Raw genomic sequence first — 19,131 nt, 5'->3', positions numbered from 1 at the left:
AGACGTGAGCTCGTTAAGGAACGAAGGTTTTCGGCGATCTACGATATGCTCAACCGCATCGAAACCAAGTCCATCCCAGCGATAGCTGGACAACCAATAACGGGCGTGCGCTGTTCATGCGGTGCCCACAGCAGTAAAAGTTCCATACTATGCGATACGATGGCCGCCCCCTCGCTTAGGGATACGGTCCCGTAAAATAATCAAAAAACATTATAGCTCTCCTCATTGCCACATTGGGCAAGGTTCCTCGACGTCGGAGCGCTAGGGGAACAAAACTTCAGTCGGCGCGTTCGAGCCTGGCCAGCTATCCTGCCGATCGACGCTTAGCTCATCAAATTCGGGAGCTCTCATGGACCTTACATTCTCGAAGCTTGACTTTTTAAAGCCCGAGCTTGGGGCTGAGTACACCGGGCGCGGGACCCACTTTGCGCTGTTTTCCGCCCACGCCGAGAAGGTGGAGCTTTGCCTATTTTCGTCCGACGGCAAAGAGGAAGTCACTCGCATGCCCCTTCCCGACCGCGAAGGGGACATCTGGTCGGGGTATGTGGAAGGCATCGGGCCGGGAACGATTTACGGCTATCGCGTTCATGGTCCTTATGATCCAAGGCGGGGCCATCGCTTCAACGCTAACAAACTTCTACTCGATCCCTATGCCAAACAGATATTCGGTGACATTCGGTGGGATGATGCATTGTACGGCTACACAATCGGCCACAAAGAAATTGATTTGTCGTTCGATGAGCGAGACAGCGCTCCCTATATGGCCAAGGCGATAGTCCAGGATCCGGAATTCGACTGGTCGGGAGAAGAGGCGATACGTCGCCCCTGGAATGACACCATCATCTACGAAGCCCACGTACGTGGATTAACGATGACACATCCCGGCGTGCCTGACGACGTCCGGGGCACGTTTGAAGCAATCGCGCATCCGGCCATACTTGAGCATCTGGAGAAACTGGGTGTTTCAGCAATCGAACTTCTGCCCGTTCAGCATTTTGTCGACGACAGGCATCTGCTTGAAAAGAGGCTGTCCAATTACTGGGGATATCAACCTCTTGGATACTTCGCGCCGGAGCCACGATATCAATCGAACGGGTCCATTCGGGAATTCAAGGCCATGGTCAGAGCCTTTCACTCCGCCGGTATCGAGGTGATTATGGACGTGGTCTTCAATCATACCGGGGAGGGCTCGGAGCGGGGCCCGACCCTGTCATTCCGTGGCATCGACAACCTGAGCTACTACTTGCAGTCGCCCGAAAAAATGCGTCATACGTACGACACCACAGGAACTGGAAATGCTCTCAATGTCGCTCATCCCATGGTCCTGCGCATGGTTCTCGACAGCCTGCGATACTGGGTTACCGCCATGCATGTGGATGGATTTCGGTTTGATTTAGCGAGCACTCTTGGAAGGGAGGGATACGAGTTCGACCAGGAGGGGGGATTCTTTGATGCAATACGACAAGACCCAGTTCTGGCGGGCGTCAAGCTCGTAGCCGAGCCTTGGGACATCGGTGAGGGCGGGTATCAACTCGGGGGATTCCCGCACCCCTTCCGCGAGTGGAACGATCGCTTCAGGGATGATGTCCGACGATTCTGGAAACAAGACAACGGAATGCTGCCGGCCCTCTCCGAGCGGCTTGTTGGTTCGCCCAGGCAATTCGATCACTCGGGCAGAGCCGCAACATCCTCCGTGAACTTCATCACTGCCCATGACGGGTTTACGCTTTGTGACGTCGTGTCGTACCGCGAGAAGCACAATGATGCGAATGGCGAAGGCAATCAGGACGGGCATTCCAATAACCACTCAGACAACCTTGGTGTTGAGGGGGAAACGGAAGACGGGAATATTCTAGCTGCACGCAATCGACGGCGGCGAGCAATGATGGCGACGCTCTTGTTTAGCCAAGGCGTGCCGATGGTGCTTGGCGGCGATGAGTTGAGCAACACTCAAGGCGGCAACAATAATAGCTATTGCCAGGACAATGAGATTGGATGGATAGACTGGAGCAGCATGAAACCCGAGTTTTTCGAATTTTGCTGCGCTGCAATTAATTTGAGAAAATCGTACCCGCTCCTGCGGCACGATCGTTTTCCTACGGGCGACCTCACTGACGAGCATGGAACTGCGGTCACGTGGCTTCGCGCCGACGGTCAGAACATGAACGATAGTGATTGGCAGGACGGTGAACGGAAAACTCTCGGTGTTTTGCTGACGGGTACGGGAACCTTAGCGGGCACTCAAATCCTGCTTGTCCTCAACGCAGGCGCACCCTGCGACTTCGCCCTTCCCAAGCCTGCTCATTCGGCATGGAAGTGTATATTTGACAGTGCAGGCGAAGGCGCAGTTAGTCCAGCACCAAACGCCGTCGAAACAGTAGCGGGTCAGACCGCCGTCGTCTTTCTGTCTGAAGAAATCGCTGCGGATGCGTGATTTCACAAGCTGTCGGTTCTCGGCCGCCAGCGTCCTGCGTTAGATTTTGGCAGCTCAAGAAGGAAGCACTGCCTGTTCTGCCGCTGCGCTAACATTCGAAGCCGGAGATCGAGTTAGATGAATGACAGGGACGAACGCATCAGACAGCGAGCCTACCAGATCTGGGAAGAAGAAGGGCGACCGGACGGGCAGGAAACCAGGCACTGGGAAGAAGCAAGTCGGCAATTTTCGTCAGAAGAAGAAACCCGGGATAGTTTTATCGAGACCGAGGGATCCACCGGCGCGCTTGGCGGGTACGAAGACTCCCGCGTGCCCAAGACAGCAGGCACGAGCCCTTCGAAACATCGTCGAGGTCGCGTGGGACCCATACAAAAGTGAGATGGTTTAGGCGGCTCCAAGTCAAGATCTGGCCGCTGGCTTTTCGATGAGGCAACCCGCTTCAATGCAGCGGGTTGCCTTGCATCTCGTGGGCTAGCTCATCGCGGGCCCTGTTTAGGCGGCTCTTGATTGTTCCGATGGCACAATCACAAATATCCGCCGCTTCCTTATAACTTAAACCATAGCCAGCTACGAGTATTATGACATCTCGGTGTTCAGGGGACAGGGACTGGAGCGCTTTGCGAAGATCCTTGTTCAGCACGTGCCAGTCCTGCGGCGCTGCTATGGGGATGGGCATCTCCGCACAATCGACCACCCCAGGGGCCTCGCGTTTACGCACCTTATATTGCGTACGGAAAACATTGTGCATGATCGTGAAGAGCCATGATTTCAGATTAGTTCCCTCCTCGAAGCGATCAATGCTGCGCAACGCACGAAACAGAGTTTCCTGTACAAGATCATCGCCCTCGTGGCTGGCAGAAACAAATGTGCGCGCAAAAGCGCGTAGAGCCGGGATAAGATCGACGACCTGATCTTGGATTGTAACCTGATGTTGGCCGGAGGGTACCGTGGACATGAACGACGCCTTTCATCTAGCCAGACGTGAGATCAATCTGTGGAATGCTCTCGGCTAAACAAAGTTCCGACCCAAACTTCAAATCCCGGGTCTTGGGCCGATTTTTCGATCTTTGTTTTCTAGTTAAACCATCTCGGGCCGATGGCCCTCCCTGTCTTTAAGCAAATGGGATTTGCATCATGGCGAGCGCGGATTGTTTGAGGTAGTGAGATACCGCAAGGATTCTCTAAGCTGCGCACGGGCCCTGCGCGAATGCGCCGCGGCTTCCAAGCCTTCGTAATCAGCGCAGTAAACCCTGGCCCCCATCTACCCAGATGGGGCTTCCGGTCACGTGCCGGGAACCACGGGAGGCTAAGAACCAGACCACCTCGGCGACATCGTCAGGCCTTCCGGGGTCTCCGCCGGTTATCGGGACATCGCCCTCCGGCCAGTTCACTGGAATTACGGTTTCCTTCTCACCACGCAGGCTGGTGTTGTCTTCTATCTTGGTTGCAATCGCACCAGGGCATACGGCATTTATCCTGATGCCGTGCTTTCCCAATTCCAAGGCGAGTTGCTGCACCATCGCCACCTGAGCAGCCTTGGTTGCAGTATAGGCCGTAGCACCCGGAGTCGTGAAGGTACGAGTGCCGTTGATCGACGAGACGACAACGATCGATCCGCCTCCGCATCCTTTGAGATGCGGCACGGTCAGATGCAGCGTAAGATAGGTGCCGCGCAGATTGACGGCGATGGTCTGATCCCACTCGGAAGGTTGCAGGTCGTCGATCGGGGCCCAAACGCCGTTTATGCCGGCATTGGCAACAACGATATCGAGGCGCCCGGTTTCATCAACCAGTTGCTGAACCGCTCTTCTCATCTGTTTTTCATCTGATATATCGGCCACCAGCACAATCGCCTTGCCGCCATCAGCTACAATCTTGTTGAACGTCTCCCTTAGTTCACTCTCGCTGCGTCCCAGAACACCAACGGTGACGTTCTCGCGGGCAAGCCGCTCCGCGACTGCTTTGCCGATACCCGAGCCGGCGCCGGTAACAAGCGCTACGCAAAAATGCGACATATTGATATCTTTCTGTTGAAGGCGTTGAGCAGGCGTGTTTCAGCGCCCCACGACGTGAATGGCCAATGCGAACAAAAGAGGGCTCGCAACGGCGTAGGTCGCCGAAGATAACCTGCACTGTGTAGAGCATATGGCTTGGCCAGATGTACGTGCATTCGAAGCGGTCATCCAATTTATACTGGCTACAGGCTTCCAACAGCGCCCACGCAGGCCTGTTCCGAGTTTGTCAAAAATTGCTTGGCGAGACCGACGTATATTTTAAAGGAAGAAGCTTCCGCATCGACGAGACCGGGGCCAGGCTCGTCGTGGCAAGCGCGGATACGCGCATGGCGCAACATTCGGGAACAGTTTGGCTTTCTGGCTGTTTTGTTATGAAAACGAAGGAGTGTGACATGAACCAAATCATCTATCTCGTAGGCCTCGTTGTTGTGGTCATCGCTATTTTGTCTTTCTTTGGCCTAAGTTAGAAAGCGATGTTAATTTAACTTATCAGGTCTCTCGCGACGCCGGAGCGCATGGCGGGAGTACCCCGCTTGTGACCGGCGAGTGCAGCGATGACATCCGCCTCATTCCGCGCGGAGCGGAGACGCTCCAAAAGCTTATTATTGGCGAAGATTCTCGAATGGCGTGCGACTGAGGGAAGGAAGCCCTGCTGACGGAATGCGGGCCAGATCATCATCACAACGATATCGACTGCTGTGAGTGGGTTATATGGGTCGAAAAGCACAGGCTCGCGAAGCACCACCAGAAGCTTCATGGGCTCATGTAGCGTTGTCATAAATGCATGAGGCAGTGCGAAGCCTGCTCCAGTGGCAGTAGAGCCGAGCTGCTCACTTTCACGCAGGCGTGCGTAGATGCCTTTGGACGGCATCCCGGCCGCTGCCCCCAAGGCGATAGCACCAGCCTCGAGGACGGTCTCAACGTTGGCTGCCACCAAGCCCACCATGATTTCGTCAAGTGAGAAAAACAAACTCTCCTTCATGGCTATCTCCACGCGTAGGCAGTTGTCCGTTTCCGCCAGTACAATTCGCCACACAGGCGCTTGTTCCTACCGCATGGCCCAAGTGGGTTGGAACATTCGAACTCGCTTCTTCGTTCCACCGTCACCATGAACAAACGGAAGCCCCCCTGCCAATGAACCGTCTTATCGTCGTTTCCAACCGCGTTACTCTCGCTCAACCATCATCAGCTGGCGGACTCGCTATCGCATTGAGCGCAGCCTTGGCGCAGCGGGGAGGTCTCTGGATGGGTTGGTCAGGTCAGCAAACGGACGACAAGTCCCCCGCACCGTTGGCAATCAGCACTGTGGGAAAAATCACCTACGCATTGACTGATCTTACTCAGAAAGACCTGGAAGAATATTATCAAGGCTTTGCCAATCGAGTGCTTTGGCCGATCTGCCATTATCGACTCGACCTCGCGGAGTATGAGCGCAAAGAGATGAGCGGCTATTTCCGCGTCAACCGATTTTTCGCCGAGCGTCTAGCCTCCCTGGTACAGGAAGGGGATCTTGTATGGGTCCATGATTACCATCTTATTCCTCTCGCAGCGGAGTTGCGAAGGGCCGGGCTTCGCAACCGTCTCGGTTTTTTCCTTCATATTCCCTGGCCGCCTCCCGACGTCTTTTTCGCCATGCCTGTTCACGCAGAAATCCTGAAAAGCCTCTGCTCCTACGATGTGGTCGGTTTTCAGACAAAGTACGACGTGGAGAATTTTTTGGGTTGTTTGCATAGGAGTGGCCTCGCCAGACACGTAGGCGGGATAATCACCACGACGGAAGGCAAATCACTCAGGGTAGGGGCGTATCCCATCGGAATTGACACAGCTCGCTTCAGCACGCTTGCTGCACAATCCGCGACCAGCCGGCCCCTGCGCAAAGCAGCCGAGAGCCTCAGGGGCAGAGATCTTATCGTCGGCGCCGACCGTCTTGACTATTCAAAGGGTATAACGCAGCGGATCGATGCTTTTGAACGTTTCATTCGCTCTGAAAAGCACATGCAAGGAAAAGTCACCTACCTACAAATCACGCCCAAATCACGCTCCGAAGTCCCTGAATATGAAGCGATGCAGCGCGTGGTTGCCGAACAGGCTGGGCGGGTGAATGGTGAGCTAGGTACGCTCGACTGGGTTCCCATCAGGTACATCAATCGTTCCGTGCCGCATAATCTTTTGTCCGGACTTTATCGCTTGTCGAAAGTAGGCCTCGTTACGCCTTTGCGAGACGGCATGAACTTGGTGGCAAAGGAATATGTGGCCGCCCAAAGCGAGGACGATCCAGGAGTCTTGGTACTCTCTGCATTCGCCGGCGCGGCGAGGGAACTCGATGGCGCGATCAAGGTCAATCCCTACGACGTGGAGGGGATAGCCCAGGCTCTCTCGACAGCTTTGACGATGTCGCTTGAAGAGAAGCGGGAAAGATGGAGATCTATGTACGACCATCTGCTGGAACATGACGTCCAGCATTGGTGCGAATGGTTTTTGGACGACCTGGAGGGGCCGCCCTTGCAATAAACACCGACCAAAGAGACGCGCCTGCTCATGAAGACCGCTACGCGCTATTTTGAACGGAAGCATGTACTGGGCATTCGTGGGGGCCTTAGACGGAGAAATCTAGCAGCCGATGACCACCGACGACAGCAAGCCGTTCGCACGCAAGACACCTGCACTGGATGCCGCTCTGCGCGACCTGGTTGAAAACCCGCTTGCTTGGGCGCTCTTTTTGGACATCGACGGGACATTGCTCGATTTGGCACCAACGCCCGATGCAATTCACGTTCCCGCGGAGCTTCCCGAGAACCTGCACCATCTCTCTACCCGAATGGATGGCGCGCTTGCGATTGTGACGGGACGCGCGCTCCTGTATGCGGATGAGATTTTTCAACCTTTTGAGTTCCCCATCGCCGGATTACATGGCGGTGAAATGCGCGGTACTGATGGTCATCTCCTCCTTGTAGAGGCGCCGACAGCTTTCGCCATACTGAAGGGGAACCTACTGGCTGAAGCGCAAAACATGCCGGATGTCCTTGTCGAGGACAAGGGTGCCGCGGTCGCCCTCCATTATAGGCTTGCGCCGAGTTTTGAGCAGGAAGTCGAAGCGTTAATGAGGCGCTATGCTAAGAAAGCAGGGCCAGACTGGACCTTGCAAATGGGAAAAAAGGTGTGCGAACTACGCCCTGCTGGGGCTTCCAAGGCCGATGCTCTTGAGCGCTTCATGGCCAATCCTCCATTTCGTGGCAGGCGGCCACTTGCAATCGGTGACGACCTCACGGATGAAACGATGTTTGCGACAGCTAACGCGATGGGTGGTTACTCGATCCGAATCGGGCGCCGATCAGCTGTTTCATGCGCACGCGGTACGATCCAGTCGCCGCAAGATCTGCGCGATTATTTAGCTTTTGCCATAGAGAATAGCTGACCGCCGCCGGCAGGGTGACAAAGCAAACAGAAACTGATCATTTCTTTGATGGCAGAAAGCTTCGGAAGCAAAATCGGCGAACCGCAGAGGCACTTTCCGTGCTATGATCCGATTGCAAAGCCTTGGGCGGGAAGTTTTGAGACCGCGCGAGTGCCGCTGCCTTTTCTGACTGAGCCGCGCGAGGAGGTTGTCTATGCCCATGAGCAGCGTCGACGGCCCGCTGCAGCCGGGTGACCGGGCGCCGAATGTTGTGCTCGATGCGATCTCGGGCGACGGCAAGATCGCGCTCGAAGATTTTCGAGGCCGTAATCCATTATTGATTGGTTTGTTTCGAGGTTTGCACTGTCCGTTCTGCCGGCGCCATGTCGCAGCGATGGCACAACTTAACCCGGCCCTGCGTGAAAAGGGCGTTCAAACTCTAGCGGTCGTAAACACCCCGGTCGAACGCGCCCGACTCTATTTCCGTTACCATCCGATTCCCGAAGTTCTTGCAGCGTCCGACCCGGTGCGGGCTTCGCACCATGCTTTCGGCTTGCGTGAAGTCGGAATGGACACGGTCATGGCGATACGGATCGACCTCCCGGGCGAGTTGCCTGAGCCAATGGACGTGATGGCAATGGACGAGTTTATCAATAAGAGGGAAGGATATGAAATTACCGCAGCCGATCAGCAGATGATGACTTCCGACCAGGGGCAACTTGTCGGTCAGTTCCTGATTGATCGGGAGGGCATCATACGCTGGAGCTTCACTGAAGTTCTGAAGGGTGGCCTCCAAACATTCAGCGCGCCCAATCCCGAGGAATTGATGTCGGCAGCTTCCCAGGTGGCCCATTAGGCTCCGCGTCCTGAACTTGCAGTGAAAGCGCGCCTGCTCTTCTTCGAAGAGGGCAATGAATCTGGGCAGCTTTTTCTTCCGGGCCTTGTCAGCATCCCCGCTATTGCCGCCAAACATTTCCGAGCTACGTGTCCGAATTATTCGTGACCACCGAAGCTATGGTTCGGTTGAGTGTCTGAATTCCCACCCACTCCGCGGGCGGGGATCCCTGAAAAATAGCCGCGCTGAGCATTGTCGCGGATTACTCGCATCAGTGTTCCCAACGCAATTCGCACCCAGTAGCCGGTAGGGGAGGAGCGCCGCAGGCATCAAGATCCGCAAAGTCCGTATGTGAACTTTTTGGCGCGTACTTCGTTAAAAAAGTGGGGTATCGAGTGCTTTGAAACAAACTGGGGGTGAAACTAGGGCCTAAAGATGACGACGGAACTGACCGGATATCGCATCCTTGTAGCCGAGGACGACTATCTTCAGGCAGATGAAATTTCCCGCATCATCAGACGAACCGGCGCGATAGTGGTTGGCCCTTTTCCTTCAGTCAATTCTTGCCTGGAACAAATCGCCACCAGTCAGATTTCGGGGGCCGTAGTTGACATCAACATGGGCAAAGGCCCCTGTTTCGAAATTGCCAGGTGGCTCAAGGAGCGAGCAGTCCCGTTCTTTTTCCTTACAGGTTATGATCACCAGATCATACCATCCGAATTTTCCGCGATGTTACGGCTTCAAAAACCTGTCGCGGAAGATGAGCTTGTATCAACATTGCACTTGATGCTCCAGATTTCAGCGTCGCCTTAAACCGTCAGGCAAGTCTTCCACGGCAAACCGGAAAACAACCCGGCAGACACCGAATTCGATTAGTAGCTCGATCGCGGAATTGCTCACGGATAGCATCGGCGAGGGGGTCGCGTTGCTGCGTTCAAGTGGCGGCCTAACACGATAAAACCTCAACCGAAGGACGAAGGTTGGCTACGGTGTCGGGCAACGATCTTCCCTCACACGCGTTTCACCTGATGGCTCGAGAAGTTCGGCGCAAACGGGCCAGTTTTTCGAGGTCCGCACAGTGGAAAGGCGTTGATGACCAAACACCGCTTCTTTTTCTATCTGCTTCTCGCCCTGGTGACGGTGGCTTTCGCTGCCATTGTGGCTCCATTCTATTCGGCGATTCTTTGGGCAGTTGTGTTGGCGATCATGTTCCATCCCTTACACAGCCGCGTTGCCCGCATGCTCGGTCCACGCTCAAACGCGGCGGCAGCAATCAGCCTTAGTATCTGTGTCTGCCTGGTCGTCGTTCCCGGACTGGCTGTCATCGTTTCGCTGTTTAGGGAAGGTGGCAAACTCTACACTCGGATACAAAGCGGTGCGATCGATCTCGAACCCATTGCGCGCAAAATCGAGGATGCTCTTCCTGCATCCGTCGGCAGGTGGTTTCAAGGCTTTGAGTTTAAGAGCTTCGACGAGCTGAACGCGTCATTATCCTCGGGCCTGATGGAAGGTGGGAGTTTCTTCGCCGAAAGAGCCTTGAGCTTCGGGCAGGGGACTTTTGGGTTCCTGGTCTCGGCGAGCCTTATGCTCTATCTGTTGTTCTTCTTCTTCCGTGATGGTCGCGATCTGGTCGGAGCCATTCGCCGCGTCGTTCCGCTTAGCGAGGAGAATACGCGCCAGTTTTCTGTCAAGTTCACTTCAGTTGTGCGCGCAACGGTGCGTGGGACCCTCGTCATAGCGCTGGTTCAAGCCATCATCGGGGGACTGGCCTTCCGGCTGCTGGGCCTCGAACCAGCCTTGCTTTGGTCTGTCGTAATGTTCTTTGTCTCGTTAATCCCAATACTGGGCACCTCCCTTATATGGGTACCGGCGGCCATCTACCTCGGTTTGATCGGACTCTGGTTGAAAGCCGTTGTGCTCGTCGCAGTCGGCCTCCTGGTAATCGGGCTGGTGGACAATCTGTTGCGTCCCCGGCTTGTCGGCAAGGAGACCAGAATGCCGGATTATGTGGTGCTGCTTTCAACGCTGGGGGGCCTATCCGTGCTTGGCGCCAATGGATTTGTTATCGGTCCTTTGATAGCCGCCCTGTTCATATCCGCGTGGGATATCTTCACGGAGGAGGCGCAAGCAAAGACACCGAAGTTGTAGTTCTTGTGTGACGGCGACCTCACGCAAGCTCTCTTCAGGAGACGACCATAAGGACGGCGCCAACCCGCTTGCGCCTGTTTCATTCTCAATGACCAACCACATCGGATCTCCCGCATGGAATTTTCTGTTCTGACATATAACGTTCACAGTTGCATCGGCACGGATCGCCGACTGGACATCAAGCGCGTCGTAGAGGTGATTGCCGCTTGCGATCCTGACGTGATTGCCCTCCAGGAGCTGGATGTGGGCCGCGCGCGTACGCAGACCATCGATCAGGCAGAAGCTATAGCCGAACATCTTCGGATGAAATCGCACTTCCATCCGGCCCTACATTTGGAAGAAGAGCAATATGGAGATGCCATAATGACAGCACACCCCTCGGAGCTGGTGCGTGCAGGGCCCTTGCCGTCGATTGGTGAACCTCGCGGCGCATTGTGGGTGGAGGTCCGTTTTGGCGATTCCCGACTGAACGTTTTAAATACCCATTTCGGCCTCAGACGGAGGGAACGTCTCGCACAGACCATGGAATTGCTGGGACCTGACTGGCTGGGTAATCAGCGTTGTCGAGACAACCCGACGGTCTTTGTTGGCGATCTGAATGCGCTCCCCGGTTCGCGCGAATTGCAACGCCTCAAGGAGGTCCTCGTTGCCCAGACCGGGTCGCGTCGTTCGTTGGCAACTTTCCCGTCGCTCTATCCTCTGTTGCGGCTCGATCATGTCATGCACTCTGGCGCACTTGAGCTCCTATCGCTTGAGGTGATCACTGCGCCTCCAGCAAGACGCGCGTCTGACCATCTCCCGATCTTTGCACGCTTCAACTTGAACTAACTCTTGAGATGGGTGGTCGGTTGATCCGTTTTGACAACGACCATCAATTATATAATCGCATTGTCAAAGATATCTCACTGCTGCCGTCGGATCGCGATCTGTGGCGCGATCCGCACTGCTTGCGCACAGTGATTTGGAACGATCACATCGGGTCATTTCCCTTCATTGCGTTCGACATGTGGGTCTTGCATTTGTCAGCGTCATTCGATGCAAGGGCTTGCTTCGCCATCGCCAACTCCTTGTTGGCGTAGTCCTTTTTCATCTCATCGGTGATGGCCTTCACGTCTGTCTCAAGCTTCGTCATGGCCGCCTGGTTACAGGTGATATCGGACTGAGCAAAAGCAGAAGGCGCCACGAGAACGCATAAAAACGCTCCCACTAAAAGTTTCCTGAGCATGATGAACTCCTGATTAAAAAAATGCCTTGAACACCTTGCCAAACTGGGAACCGCCAACAACGTTCCGTAAAGCTAAACACATCGTCGTGATGATCGGGTGCGGAACGTGCAGCCGGATCCTTCGAACTGCCTGAAGCAATCTTTTTTGATCGATGCGGAACAGGACCGCGATTGCGATGTTTTGGCAGGTGACGGACAGTTCTAGCCAACAATCACCAACCGTTTGAGGAGCAGCATGTCACCGCACCCAGGAGCATGGAATGAATCAATCGTGATCAGGTTGCCCGATGCCGACCGTGTAGAGGTTGTCGGCAACGCTCGTCAGGCAAAGGAAATCCTTTTGCAGCGCTGGCCGCCGGCTGCGGCAACAGGCCCTGCGTACACCTCAGCGCTAACCGCATGCGAAGAGGTCCTTTCGGGTCATGCTCCTGCTTATCTCTCGCGAATCGCATTTTTCAAGGCTGCGCGGGAGGCGGATCTGGCCGGTGACAAATAACAGAGTCCACCGAGGCAGCGTGGCCGGGGGCAAATCACGAGATCTGCTGGGTAGGGAGCATCAACTGACACGAGCGCTGCCAGCCGACCCGCAGCCAAATGTTCAGAAATGTTGTCGGGTTTCTCACTGGCCTCGAAGACACTCTGCGGGCTCTGCGGTTCGTGTGCACCAGCAAGGAGAAAGAGCGCCCTGCGGCCATTGGCACCGAAAGGATGTCGACGACAATTTTCACAGATTCGGGTTTTGCCGCCCTCTCGCTCCGTGCCCCCGATCACGGGCGCCTTGAGGAGCCTGAATGGGCTAGATCAACGTGCGCATTCATCAAGGGATGCGGGTGTAGCGCCGGCGTTCTTCTTCGATTTCACTTGCGCTGTAAGGCGCGGCTCGGTCATCAAACCGCTGCCAACCGGCTTCTGCATATGCCTGCCGCCTTCCAACGGGATCGACCGAATTGGCGCGCAGTATTGCCTCAGCGTCCGCTACCAGCCCTTCATCAACGCGCGCTGTGACAACGCTACCACCACGGCGCACACCCTCGGCATAAACGTGAGCGTCGCTTTCGTTTACCCCGGAATTGGTCATCGCTCCGATCATGCCTCCGACAGCTCCTCCGGCCACCGCGCCCGCGGCAGCTCCTGCTGCGGTTGATGCCAACCAACCCGCCGCCACCACAGGGCCAACACCTGGTATTGCCATCAATCCTAGGCCCGTTAGAAGCCCAACCGCTCCGCCTCCTGCGGCACCAAGACTCGCACCGGCACCGGCGCCCTCGGCAGCATTCGTATCGCTATCGGAGTAGCGGTTATCAGCGTTGTTGGCGATGAGACTAATGTCGGATGAAGGCACGCCCACCGCTTCCAACTGCGCAACGGCGTTCCGCGCGTCATCATGATTATCAAAAAGTCCACTTACAGTCCGCATGTGAGGCTCCTTTTTCGTGTCATCAAGGCACCACCACAGATGACAGTCCTTATTTCCGTCTCCATTCATATGCTCCTTTGCCGGAGCCGCATTGAGTTGGCGCGGGGGCCCAGGTGCGTTCAGGTTTGTTCGGACGGTTACTGCCGACGTTTCACTTTTTGCAGAGCGCGGTTTGCCAGGTTGGAAGGACCAGAATGACAACACCATGAATAATGCGCTTTCGCTTGATTGCTCCTCCACAGTCGTCTGCGACCTCCAAAACTCGGGAATTTACGTTTGGTTCCCTCAGGACGTGGCTTTACAGCCGCTGCCATGGCCGGATAGATATTTGGGGGGGTCACTCACCTCATCTGGGTTGGGATTCCGCTTCTCGTCCGGCAATTCATCCGGTTCCGGTTCTTCGATCGGCCTGGGAATCCAGGTCGGCGCGGGCATCGGAGGCTGCTCGTCAGGGTTTGGCGGTTTAGGTGTAGCCATGATCGCTCCTTCCCGGTCGAATCTCACTCGACGATTCAACCCGTCCCGTCGCCTCTATAGCCAGGCTGGCAGTAACGAGGTCGGCAACGAAATGTTGGCGTTCCTCTTCGGCTCTCCGTCGATCCGGAATGCGCAGGAGAAAGGACGGGTGCACGGTCACAAGCGCCTTGAACGGGCGATCGCTCGCAAACGCATGCCCACGGTCCCGCGTCACCTTAACAGATGGGCCGAGAAGAGCGTGGGCCGCAGTCGCGCCCAACGCGACGACGACCTGGGGAGAGACGAGATCAAGTTCAGCGCCGAGCCACCAAGAGCATCGCTGGATCTCACCGGCATTCGGACGCGAATGAAGCCGACGTTTGCCGCGCTGCTCGAACTTGAAGTGTTTAACAGCGTTGGTCACATAACACTCCGCCCGATCGATGCCAGCCTCAACCAAGCACTCAGCAAACAACTTTCCCGCCGGTCCGATGAATGGGCGTCCAGAAAGATCCTCCTGGTCGCCAGGCTGCTCCCCGATAAACATCAGGCGTGCGAACCGCGGTCCTTCGCCGAAAACGAGCTGGGTCGCGTGCCTGTAAAGATCACAGCGTTGACAGACTTGCGCCTGTGCTTCCAACTTGCTTAGCGTCTTCGCCTCAGCGTGTTCGCCTGCCAGCGCGGGGCCCAATCGCGGTTTGGGATCTGCTTTATCCAATGTCTCTGTCCGTGTGCTGTTTGGGTGAGACGAAGCGTCCGACGGCAGGCGTTGTCGTCTCAATTTCCCTGCGGCTGGTCGGCTCCTGCTTTGCTTCATGTCTCGTTTAAGTGGCCCTGTTTAAGGTCCACTCGCAAATTGTTCCGTACATGGCTGACGCTGCGCACGCCCTCCGCGATTTCTTCCGCTTGACGCCGTGCCGACTTGCTGTTGACGGTACCGGAAAGCACGACTTCGCCTGAGTAAACGTTGACTTCGATTTCCGTTGCATCGAGGGTTCCAGCGAGGGTCAGCCGATCCTTGACAACCTCTTCGATGCTGCAGTCACTTCGCGGGTAGGCTTTGGGCCCCATTCCCTGAAATGGGCCAAGCGGTGATTCCTGTCTCACCGCCCATGGCTCCGGGACCGAGGGTGACAATCCCCGACCGCAGGGGCGTCATTCGCGCTGGAAAATCCGGTTCCGTCAAACGTTCTTGCGCGATTGTAGGACAGGTATTGTTCCTCTCGGGGATTTCTCTTAGAGAACCCCTTTCCTCGGGAATGGTCCCATAAATCGAGTTCTCGTAGTCCGCTCCTCGGGGGCGTGCGGAGTAGTCATCAGCCGTGCTCCGATGTTTTGGCATGTCATTTCTCCTTGCGACCACCGTTGGAAAAACCGCCGAGCCGATTATGTGTTCCCACAATCGGCGTCATCAAACCGGAACAAATGGTCGACTGGCCGGTTAGCAGCTCCGTAGTTGACATGAAATACGGAGATCAGGCCATGAACGACAGGGACGAAATAATACGGCGCCGAGCCTATGCGATATGGGAGAATGAAGGACGCCCCGAGGGACAGGAGAGACGTCATTGGGAACAGGCAGCCCGAGAGATAGGCCCCGACGAGGTGCCTATGCTGAGAGAGACGAACCGGAATCAAACCTTGCCATCCGACCCCACCCAAGATGAAGCGCGCGATACAGGTGATGATCGCAAACCATCTTTGTAAAGGCGAAGAAGAGGCATCGCGAAAATAGCCAGCAATGCCGGCTCCGCCCGATGGCGGTCGTGAGCCGCCATATTGCCATGAGATATCTCAGTATTGCGAAACAACGCCAACCTGTCTCGGACCATGTGGGTGAACCTCAAACTCGATATGGACGGAACACGCTCGGACACGGGCCGTTGTGAAGTCGAGCATGAGCGTCCATGAGCTCCACATGCGAGATCAGTTTCCTGACGGTCTCTATCGCACCTGGGAACCAAGCAGGCCAGGTGAGTTCGAGTGCAGAGTGGAGCAACGAATGGAGCCAGAGATGAACAAGCTGGAATTTCAACTGGCAGCGCACAGAGAGCTGCTGATTGGACTACTGGGCATTCTTCGCCAAGCTCGCCCCTAGGAATGGCAAAGCCTTCTAGGACAGGTGGAGGACGATTTGGTCGTGAAGGATCATGAGGAAGATCCAGGCGTCGTGCCGAGTAATACCCTCAGTGAGGAGCTCCAAGCGATATTACACGCAGTCGAGGCACGTTTTGGTGAGGACCGTGACCAGCAAAAATCGGAACAATTACCAGCGGATTGAGTTGAGTTTTGACAATCAACTGAAAGGGACCCATTATGCGCCTCCGCTTCAAACGTCTTCCGCCGCGCCCACCGAAGCCCGAATATTTCGGGCCGCCCACACATGGCAAGAACAAGATCCACGATGCGCAAGTCGTGCCACCGGACCGCGTCGATCTTCCTTTGCCAAAATCACCCGCTGACGAAATCGCGGTGCCGGCATCGATCAATGGCAGGAGCTTGATCGATGGCAAGCTCTGAGCAGATTACAAATGTGGGTTCACTTATGACACCGACGCCCTTTACGATCTCACCCAATGATAGTGCCCAGTCCGCCGCCCGTTTGATGGCGGCAACGGGTGTCGGAATACTTCCGGTGGAAGTCCCCGGTGTCGGCGCCATCATTGGCGTTCTTACCGATCGAGATATCGTTGTGTCGGTGCTTGCCGAAGGCACGCCCCCTACTCGTGCGGTGCGCGAATTTATGGTCGTCTCGCCAGAAACCTGCACTCCTGAGGATAGCATATTGAATGCGGCGCAAAAGATGGCAGAACGCAAGATCCGCCGTCTTGTCGTTGTGAATGATCGCCATGAGGCGGTCGGGGTTCTTTCGCTATCAGACATCGCACGTGTTCATCCGGAAGTTGCGGGCATGATCCTGAGCAGATCGACCGAGCCCGCCCAGTTCGCAGTCATGGAGGTCGAAGCATGAGAGAAGAATTGGGTGTCGATCGACTTTGGGATGAAGAGATCTTCCTGGCGGATGGTGATCGGATATTTCGCGTACAGAGCACTCGCGATGCATATCTCATCTTGCGGAACCACTGGCATCACGACGACGGGCCGGCCCGACAGGCGGCTTTGGCAATATGCCATATGGGAGAACACAGCTCGCGTTCGCCCGATGACGCCCGTCGTGCGTTTATTGAGGCCGCGCGCGAAGCTCGCATTGCCGTCAACAGTTGGTCTGGGTCGTAGTAGCAGACAGTGCTCGCTGGGCCAGGTCGTTGGCCTCACCTCAGGTGGGCCGAGTGGCGGGATGTGGAGACGCAAGTCGACTTGTTATGAACTCAAACAAAGGAAAAGAAAATGAAAACGCCACGTGATGGTAAACCTGGCACCACCGATCAGTCGCCGCGGTGGGAAGGGCCAAGACAGACCCGCCCCCGCGGCTACCTTCCGGCAGTTGATGATCCGGACAGTGATCGTGATGCTGTTGGTGAAAATCTCAGCGATCCCGATCGGACCAAGCTTTCGGACGCTATGAAAACAAAAAAGGTCTGAGCTTCACTCTCAGCTGCTTAGTGCACGATCCTGCCCGCCGTACGTCAGGACATAAGACTTTGTCGTGATCGATCGCGCCGGGCTGGTAAAGCTATCTTCCCATGAGAAGCCCGTAGTTCGGCGGTCTCAAGCATTAATCTGAAGAGCCACCGACGAAGGTCCATGCCGATGCGATAGGATTTAAGTTCGGAGACGGCTCGACGTAACGTACGCTCGACCAGAAGCTTTGACCGTTGCGGATCCATCTCGAGTGTACTGGCGAACTGCCTCAGCGACGGAAGCAATCCAATCACGTCGAACTCCTTTTTGGTGCCTTCGGTCATGACCATCCTCGATCATTGCTCACACACAACGTACGAGTAATCGTGTTCGTTCCAGCGCCCTCCACCGCTAACAACATCTTCCTAATATAAAAGGCCCGTCACCAGGGATTCCCAGACAAACGTCCAGGACGTTACGTAACTCTTCGCGGCGATCAGCATCCCTTGCTCCACTCACTTTTAAAGTTCCCGCAGCCCCAGGGATCTAATTGGATGGAAAATGGTTTCCCATCTATGCGGAGCTTAGGACGATAGATGAGATTGAAGGATTTTGCTGAGAAGTTGGGCCTATCCCCAACGACTGTCAGCCGTGCGCTCGCCGGCTATCCAGAGGTGCGCGAGAAAACGCGCCAGCGCGTTTTGAAAGAGGCTAGCCGGTTTGGTTATCGTCCCAACAGCACGGCCGTCCGCCTTGCAACCGGTAAAGCAGGCGCTATAGGCATCATCTTTGACCGTTCGCTGGCCTACCAGACCGCAGAATTCATAACGGGAGTGGGACGGGCCCTTGTCGCCCGGGAGTGCGAAATGCTGATAGCCCCTGTGGCATCCGGTTCCCAGGATTCCGATATAGAAATGTGCGACAGGTTGGCGAAAGGCGGACGCGTAGACGCAGTGATATTGAGCAGTCCATTGGCGGGTGACGCGCGGATCACTTCGCTCCTCGAGCAGCGCGTTCCCTTCCTGACCTACGGCCAATTGCCGGAGTGCTCAGATCACGCTTGGTTCGATATCGACAGCGTAGGGTTGGCGAAACTCGCCACGGAACATCTGCTGGATCTCGCGCATCAACGTATCGCCCTGATAAACGGCCCACAAGAACTCGCTTTTAGTTCGCAACGCCACCGAGGATATCGGGAAGCACTCGCCGAACGGGCGCTGCCATACGATACTGAAATTGTAGCGAATGGCGACCTGACCGATGAGAACGGATTTGTCGTGGGGCGGTCCTTTTTTGAACAGCACCCGCGCCCCACGGCCGTTGTTACAGGGTCTACAACCAGCGCACTTGGCGTCTATCGCGCCGCAAAAGCTTGCGGCCTTATAGTGGGTAGAGACGTTTCGGTCGTGGCTCATGACGACAGACTCGCATATCTGCGCGCCGAACATATGTCACCTACGTTGAGTGCGACGCGTTCATCCCTGCACCGAGCCGGCATGCGTGCAGGCGAGTTAATCCTCGAACTTCTTGCCGGACGACCAGCAAACGAGATCCACGAACTGTGGCCGGCCAACTTCGTGCAGGGCCAATCAACGGCTCGCCATCACGGCCGGCGGAGTCATTAGCCAATCGCGAGAGGCAATCCGTCGGGACACTGGCGGAAATCGAGCGTCACTCAGGAACTG

19 protein-coding genes and 2 pseudogenes are annotated in these 19,131 nt (G+C 55.8%); 13 read left to right on the top strand and 8 right to left on the bottom strand.

The genetic code is table 11. The annotated features are described in order from the left end of the window. Positions 1 to 349 precede the first annotated feature (349 nt). A complete protein-coding gene (gene glgX, locus ASD52_RS06290) occupies positions 350 to 2,434 on the top strand; it encodes a glycogen debranching protein GlgX (protein WP_057223647.1) in 2,085 nt (694 codons plus the stop codon). Between the two features lie 117 nt (positions 2,435 to 2,551). Next, positions 2,552 to 2,659, top strand: a pseudogene (locus ASD52_RS39810) (DUF2934 domain-containing protein); the annotation flags it as partial. 214 nt (positions 2,660 to 2,873) lie between these two features. On the opposite strand, the gene ASD52_RS06285 reads toward ASD52_RS39810, so the two are convergent. From ASD52_RS06285 to ASD52_RS06270, 3 genes are all read right to left on the bottom strand, one after another. Beyond that, positions 2,874 to 3,389 (bottom strand): sigma-70 family RNA polymerase sigma factor, encoded by a 516-nt coding sequence (locus tag ASD52_RS06285; RefSeq protein WP_057223645.1) that lies wholly within the window; start codon positions 3,387 to 3,389, stop codon positions 2,874 to 2,876. 280 nt (positions 3,390 to 3,669) lie between these two features. After that, positions 3,670 to 4,449 carry an SDR family NAD(P)-dependent oxidoreductase gene (locus tag ASD52_RS06280; protein WP_107027306.1) on the bottom strand — a complete coding sequence of 260 codons (780 nt, stop codon included), beginning with the start codon at positions 4,447 to 4,449 and terminating at the stop codon, positions 3,670 to 3,672. Positions 4,450 to 4,930: 481 nt separating this feature from the next. Further along, positions 4,931 to 5,431 (bottom strand): PTS sugar transporter subunit IIA, encoded by a 501-nt coding sequence (locus tag ASD52_RS06270; RefSeq protein WP_057223640.1) that lies wholly within the window; start codon positions 5,429 to 5,431, stop codon positions 4,931 to 4,933. A 152-nt stretch (positions 5,432 to 5,583) separates the two neighbouring features. Here ASD52_RS06270 and otsA point away from each other — a divergent pair, with 152 nt between their 5' ends. From otsA to ASD52_RS06240, 6 genes are all read left to right on the top strand, one after another. Continuing rightward, positions 5,584 to 6,960, top strand: a complete 1,377-nt coding sequence (otsA, locus tag ASD52_RS06265) for an alpha,alpha-trehalose-phosphate synthase (UDP-forming) (protein ID WP_057223638.1) — start codon at positions 5,584 to 5,586, stop codon at positions 6,958 to 6,960. A gap of 109 nt (positions 6,961 to 7,069) precedes the next feature. Continuing rightward, on the top strand, positions 7,070 to 7,864 hold the full coding sequence (gene otsB / locus ASD52_RS06260; protein ID WP_057223636.1) for a trehalose-phosphatase: 795 nt from the start codon (positions 7,070 to 7,072) through the stop codon (positions 7,862 to 7,864). Positions 7,865 to 8,057: 193 nt separating this feature from the next. Next, positions 8,058 to 8,699: a peroxiredoxin-like family protein gene (locus tag ASD52_RS06255; protein WP_057223634.1), complete on the top strand. Its 642-nt coding sequence runs from the start codon at positions 8,058 to 8,060 to the stop codon at positions 8,697 to 8,699. 414 nt (positions 8,700 to 9,113) lie between these two features. Further along, entirely contained in the window at positions 9,114 to 9,491 is a 378-nt protein-coding gene (locus ASD52_RS06250; RefSeq protein ID WP_057223632.1) for a response regulator, read from the top strand. Positions 9,492 to 9,770: 279 nt separating this feature from the next. After that, on the top strand, positions 9,771 to 10,826 hold the full coding sequence (locus tag ASD52_RS06245; RefSeq protein WP_057223630.1) for an AI-2E family transporter: 1,056 nt from the start codon (positions 9,771 to 9,773) through the stop codon (positions 10,824 to 10,826). Between the two features lie 114 nt (positions 10,827 to 10,940). After that, complete coding sequence (locus ASD52_RS06240) at positions 10,941 to 11,654, top strand: endonuclease/exonuclease/phosphatase family protein (RefSeq protein WP_082571743.1); 714 nt, start codon at positions 10,941 to 10,943, stop codon at positions 11,652 to 11,654. Positions 11,655 to 11,796: 142 nt separating this feature from the next. On the opposite strand, the gene ASD52_RS06235 is transcribed toward ASD52_RS06240, so the two are convergent. From ASD52_RS06235 to ASD52_RS06215, 5 genes are all read right to left on the bottom strand, one after another. Further along, positions 11,797 to 12,051 (bottom strand): hypothetical protein, encoded by a 255-nt coding sequence (locus tag ASD52_RS06235; RefSeq protein ID WP_057205594.1) that lies wholly within the window; start codon positions 12,049 to 12,051, stop codon positions 11,797 to 11,799. A gap of 817 nt (positions 12,052 to 12,868) precedes the next feature. After that, positions 12,869 to 13,468: a hypothetical protein gene (locus tag ASD52_RS06225; protein WP_057223702.1), complete on the bottom strand. Its 600-nt coding sequence runs from the start codon at positions 13,466 to 13,468 to the stop codon at positions 12,869 to 12,871. A 285-nt stretch (positions 13,469 to 13,753) separates the two neighbouring features. Next, complete coding sequence (locus tag ASD52_RS39805) at positions 13,754 to 13,945, bottom strand: hypothetical protein (RefSeq protein ID WP_082571742.1); 192 nt, start codon at positions 13,943 to 13,945, stop codon at positions 13,754 to 13,756. After that, complete coding sequence (locus ASD52_RS36960) at positions 13,932 to 14,642, bottom strand: UdgX family uracil-DNA binding protein (protein WP_244497431.1); 711 nt, start codon at positions 14,640 to 14,642, stop codon at positions 13,932 to 13,934. Before ASD52_RS36960 ends, ASD52_RS39805 begins: the two co-directional genes overlap by 14 nt. Before the next feature lie 95 nt (positions 14,643 to 14,737). Continuing rightward, complete coding sequence (locus tag ASD52_RS06215) at positions 14,738 to 15,031, bottom strand: BON domain-containing protein (RefSeq protein ID WP_156612927.1); 294 nt, start codon at positions 15,029 to 15,031, stop codon at positions 14,738 to 14,740. Between the two features lie 354 nt (positions 15,032 to 15,385). Here ASD52_RS06215 and ASD52_RS39800 point away from each other — a divergent pair. From ASD52_RS39800 to ASD52_RS06180, 5 genes and pseudogenes are all read left to right on the top strand, one after another. Beyond that, positions 15,386 to 15,526 (top strand): annotated as a pseudogene (locus ASD52_RS39800) (DUF2934 domain-containing protein); the annotation flags it as partial. 904 nt (positions 15,527 to 16,430) lie between these two features. Beyond that, positions 16,431 to 16,895, top strand: a complete 465-nt coding sequence (locus tag ASD52_RS06195; protein WP_057223616.1) for a CBS domain-containing protein — start codon at positions 16,431 to 16,433, stop codon at positions 16,893 to 16,895. Beyond that, positions 16,892 to 17,161 carry a DUF982 domain-containing protein gene (locus ASD52_RS06190; RefSeq protein ID WP_057223614.1) on the top strand — a complete coding sequence of 90 codons (270 nt, stop codon included), beginning with the start codon at positions 16,892 to 16,894 and terminating at the stop codon, positions 17,159 to 17,161. Before ASD52_RS06195 ends, ASD52_RS06190 begins: the two co-directional genes overlap by 4 nt. A 111-nt stretch (positions 17,162 to 17,272) precedes the next feature. Beyond that, entirely contained in the window at positions 17,273 to 17,467 is a 195-nt protein-coding gene (locus ASD52_RS36955; protein WP_082571740.1) for a hypothetical protein, read from the top strand. Positions 17,468 to 18,042: 575 nt separating this feature from the next. Next, positions 18,043 to 19,071, top strand: coding sequence for a substrate-binding domain-containing protein (locus ASD52_RS06180; protein ID WP_057223610.1), 1,029 nt, complete (start codon positions 18,043 to 18,045; stop codon positions 19,069 to 19,071). Positions 19,072 to 19,131 lie beyond the last annotated feature (60 nt).

Origin of the sequence: Ensifer sp. Root142 (genome assembly GCF_001426785.1) — a bacterium.
Classification (GTDB): Bacteria; Pseudomonadota; Alphaproteobacteria; order Rhizobiales; family Rhizobiaceae; genus Ensifer; species Ensifer canadensis.
Note: the sequence above shows the minus strand (reverse complement) of the source record. Positions and strands in the feature narration are given on the sequence as shown.

Excerpts from the sequence above, each read along its gene's own strand:
- ASD52_RS06235 (WP_057205594.1), bottom strand. The coding sequence starts at position 12,051 with ATGCTCAGGAAACTTTTAGTGGGAGCGTTTTTATGCGTTCTCGTGGCG.
- ASD52_RS06195 (WP_057223616.1), top strand. The coding sequence starts at position 16,431 with ATGGCAAGCTCTGAGCAGATTACAAATGTGGGTTCACTTATGACACCG.
- otsB (WP_057223636.1), top strand. The coding sequence starts at position 7,070 with ATGACCACCGACGACAGCAAGCCGTTCGCACGCAAGACACCTGCACTG.
- ASD52_RS06280 (WP_107027306.1), bottom strand. The coding sequence starts at position 4,449 with ATGTCGCATTTTTGCGTAGCGCTTGTTACCGGCGCCGGCTCGGGTATC.
- ASD52_RS06250 (WP_057223632.1), top strand. The coding sequence starts at position 9,114 with ATGACGACGGAACTGACCGGATATCGCATCCTTGTAGCCGAGGACGAC.
- ASD52_RS06255 (WP_057223634.1), top strand. The coding sequence starts at position 8,058 with ATGCCCATGAGCAGCGTCGACGGCCCGCTGCAGCCGGGTGACCGGGCG.
- otsA (WP_057223638.1), top strand. The coding sequence starts at position 5,584 with ATGAACCGTCTTATCGTCGTTTCCAACCGCGTTACTCTCGCTCAACCA.
- ASD52_RS06285 (WP_057223645.1), bottom strand. The coding sequence starts at position 3,389 with ATGTCCACGGTACCCTCCGGCCAACATCAGGTTACAATCCAAGATCAG.
- ASD52_RS39805 (WP_082571742.1), bottom strand. The coding sequence starts at position 13,945 with ATGGCTACACCTAAACCGCCAAACCCTGACGAGCAGCCTCCGATGCCC.
- glgX (WP_057223647.1), top strand. The coding sequence starts at position 350 with ATGGACCTTACATTCTCGAAGCTTGACTTTTTAAAGCCCGAGCTTGGG.
- ASD52_RS36955 (WP_082571740.1), top strand. The coding sequence starts at position 17,273 with ATGAAAACGCCACGTGATGGTAAACCTGGCACCACCGATCAGTCGCCG.
- ASD52_RS06190 (WP_057223614.1), top strand. The coding sequence starts at position 16,892 with ATGAGAGAAGAATTGGGTGTCGATCGACTTTGGGATGAAGAGATCTTC.
- ASD52_RS06180 (WP_057223610.1), top strand. The coding sequence starts at position 18,043 with ATGAGATTGAAGGATTTTGCTGAGAAGTTGGGCCTATCCCCAACGACT.
- ASD52_RS06240 (WP_082571743.1), top strand. The coding sequence starts at position 10,941 with ATGGAATTTTCTGTTCTGACATATAACGTTCACAGTTGCATCGGCACG.
- ASD52_RS06270 (WP_057223640.1), bottom strand. The coding sequence starts at position 5,431 with ATGAAGGAGAGTTTGTTTTTCTCACTTGACGAAATCATGGTGGGCTTG.
- ASD52_RS06225 (WP_057223702.1), bottom strand. The coding sequence starts at position 13,468 with ATGCGGACTGTAAGTGGACTTTTTGATAATCATGATGACGCGCGGAAC.
- ASD52_RS06245 (WP_057223630.1), top strand. The coding sequence starts at position 9,771 with ATGACCAAACACCGCTTCTTTTTCTATCTGCTTCTCGCCCTGGTGACG.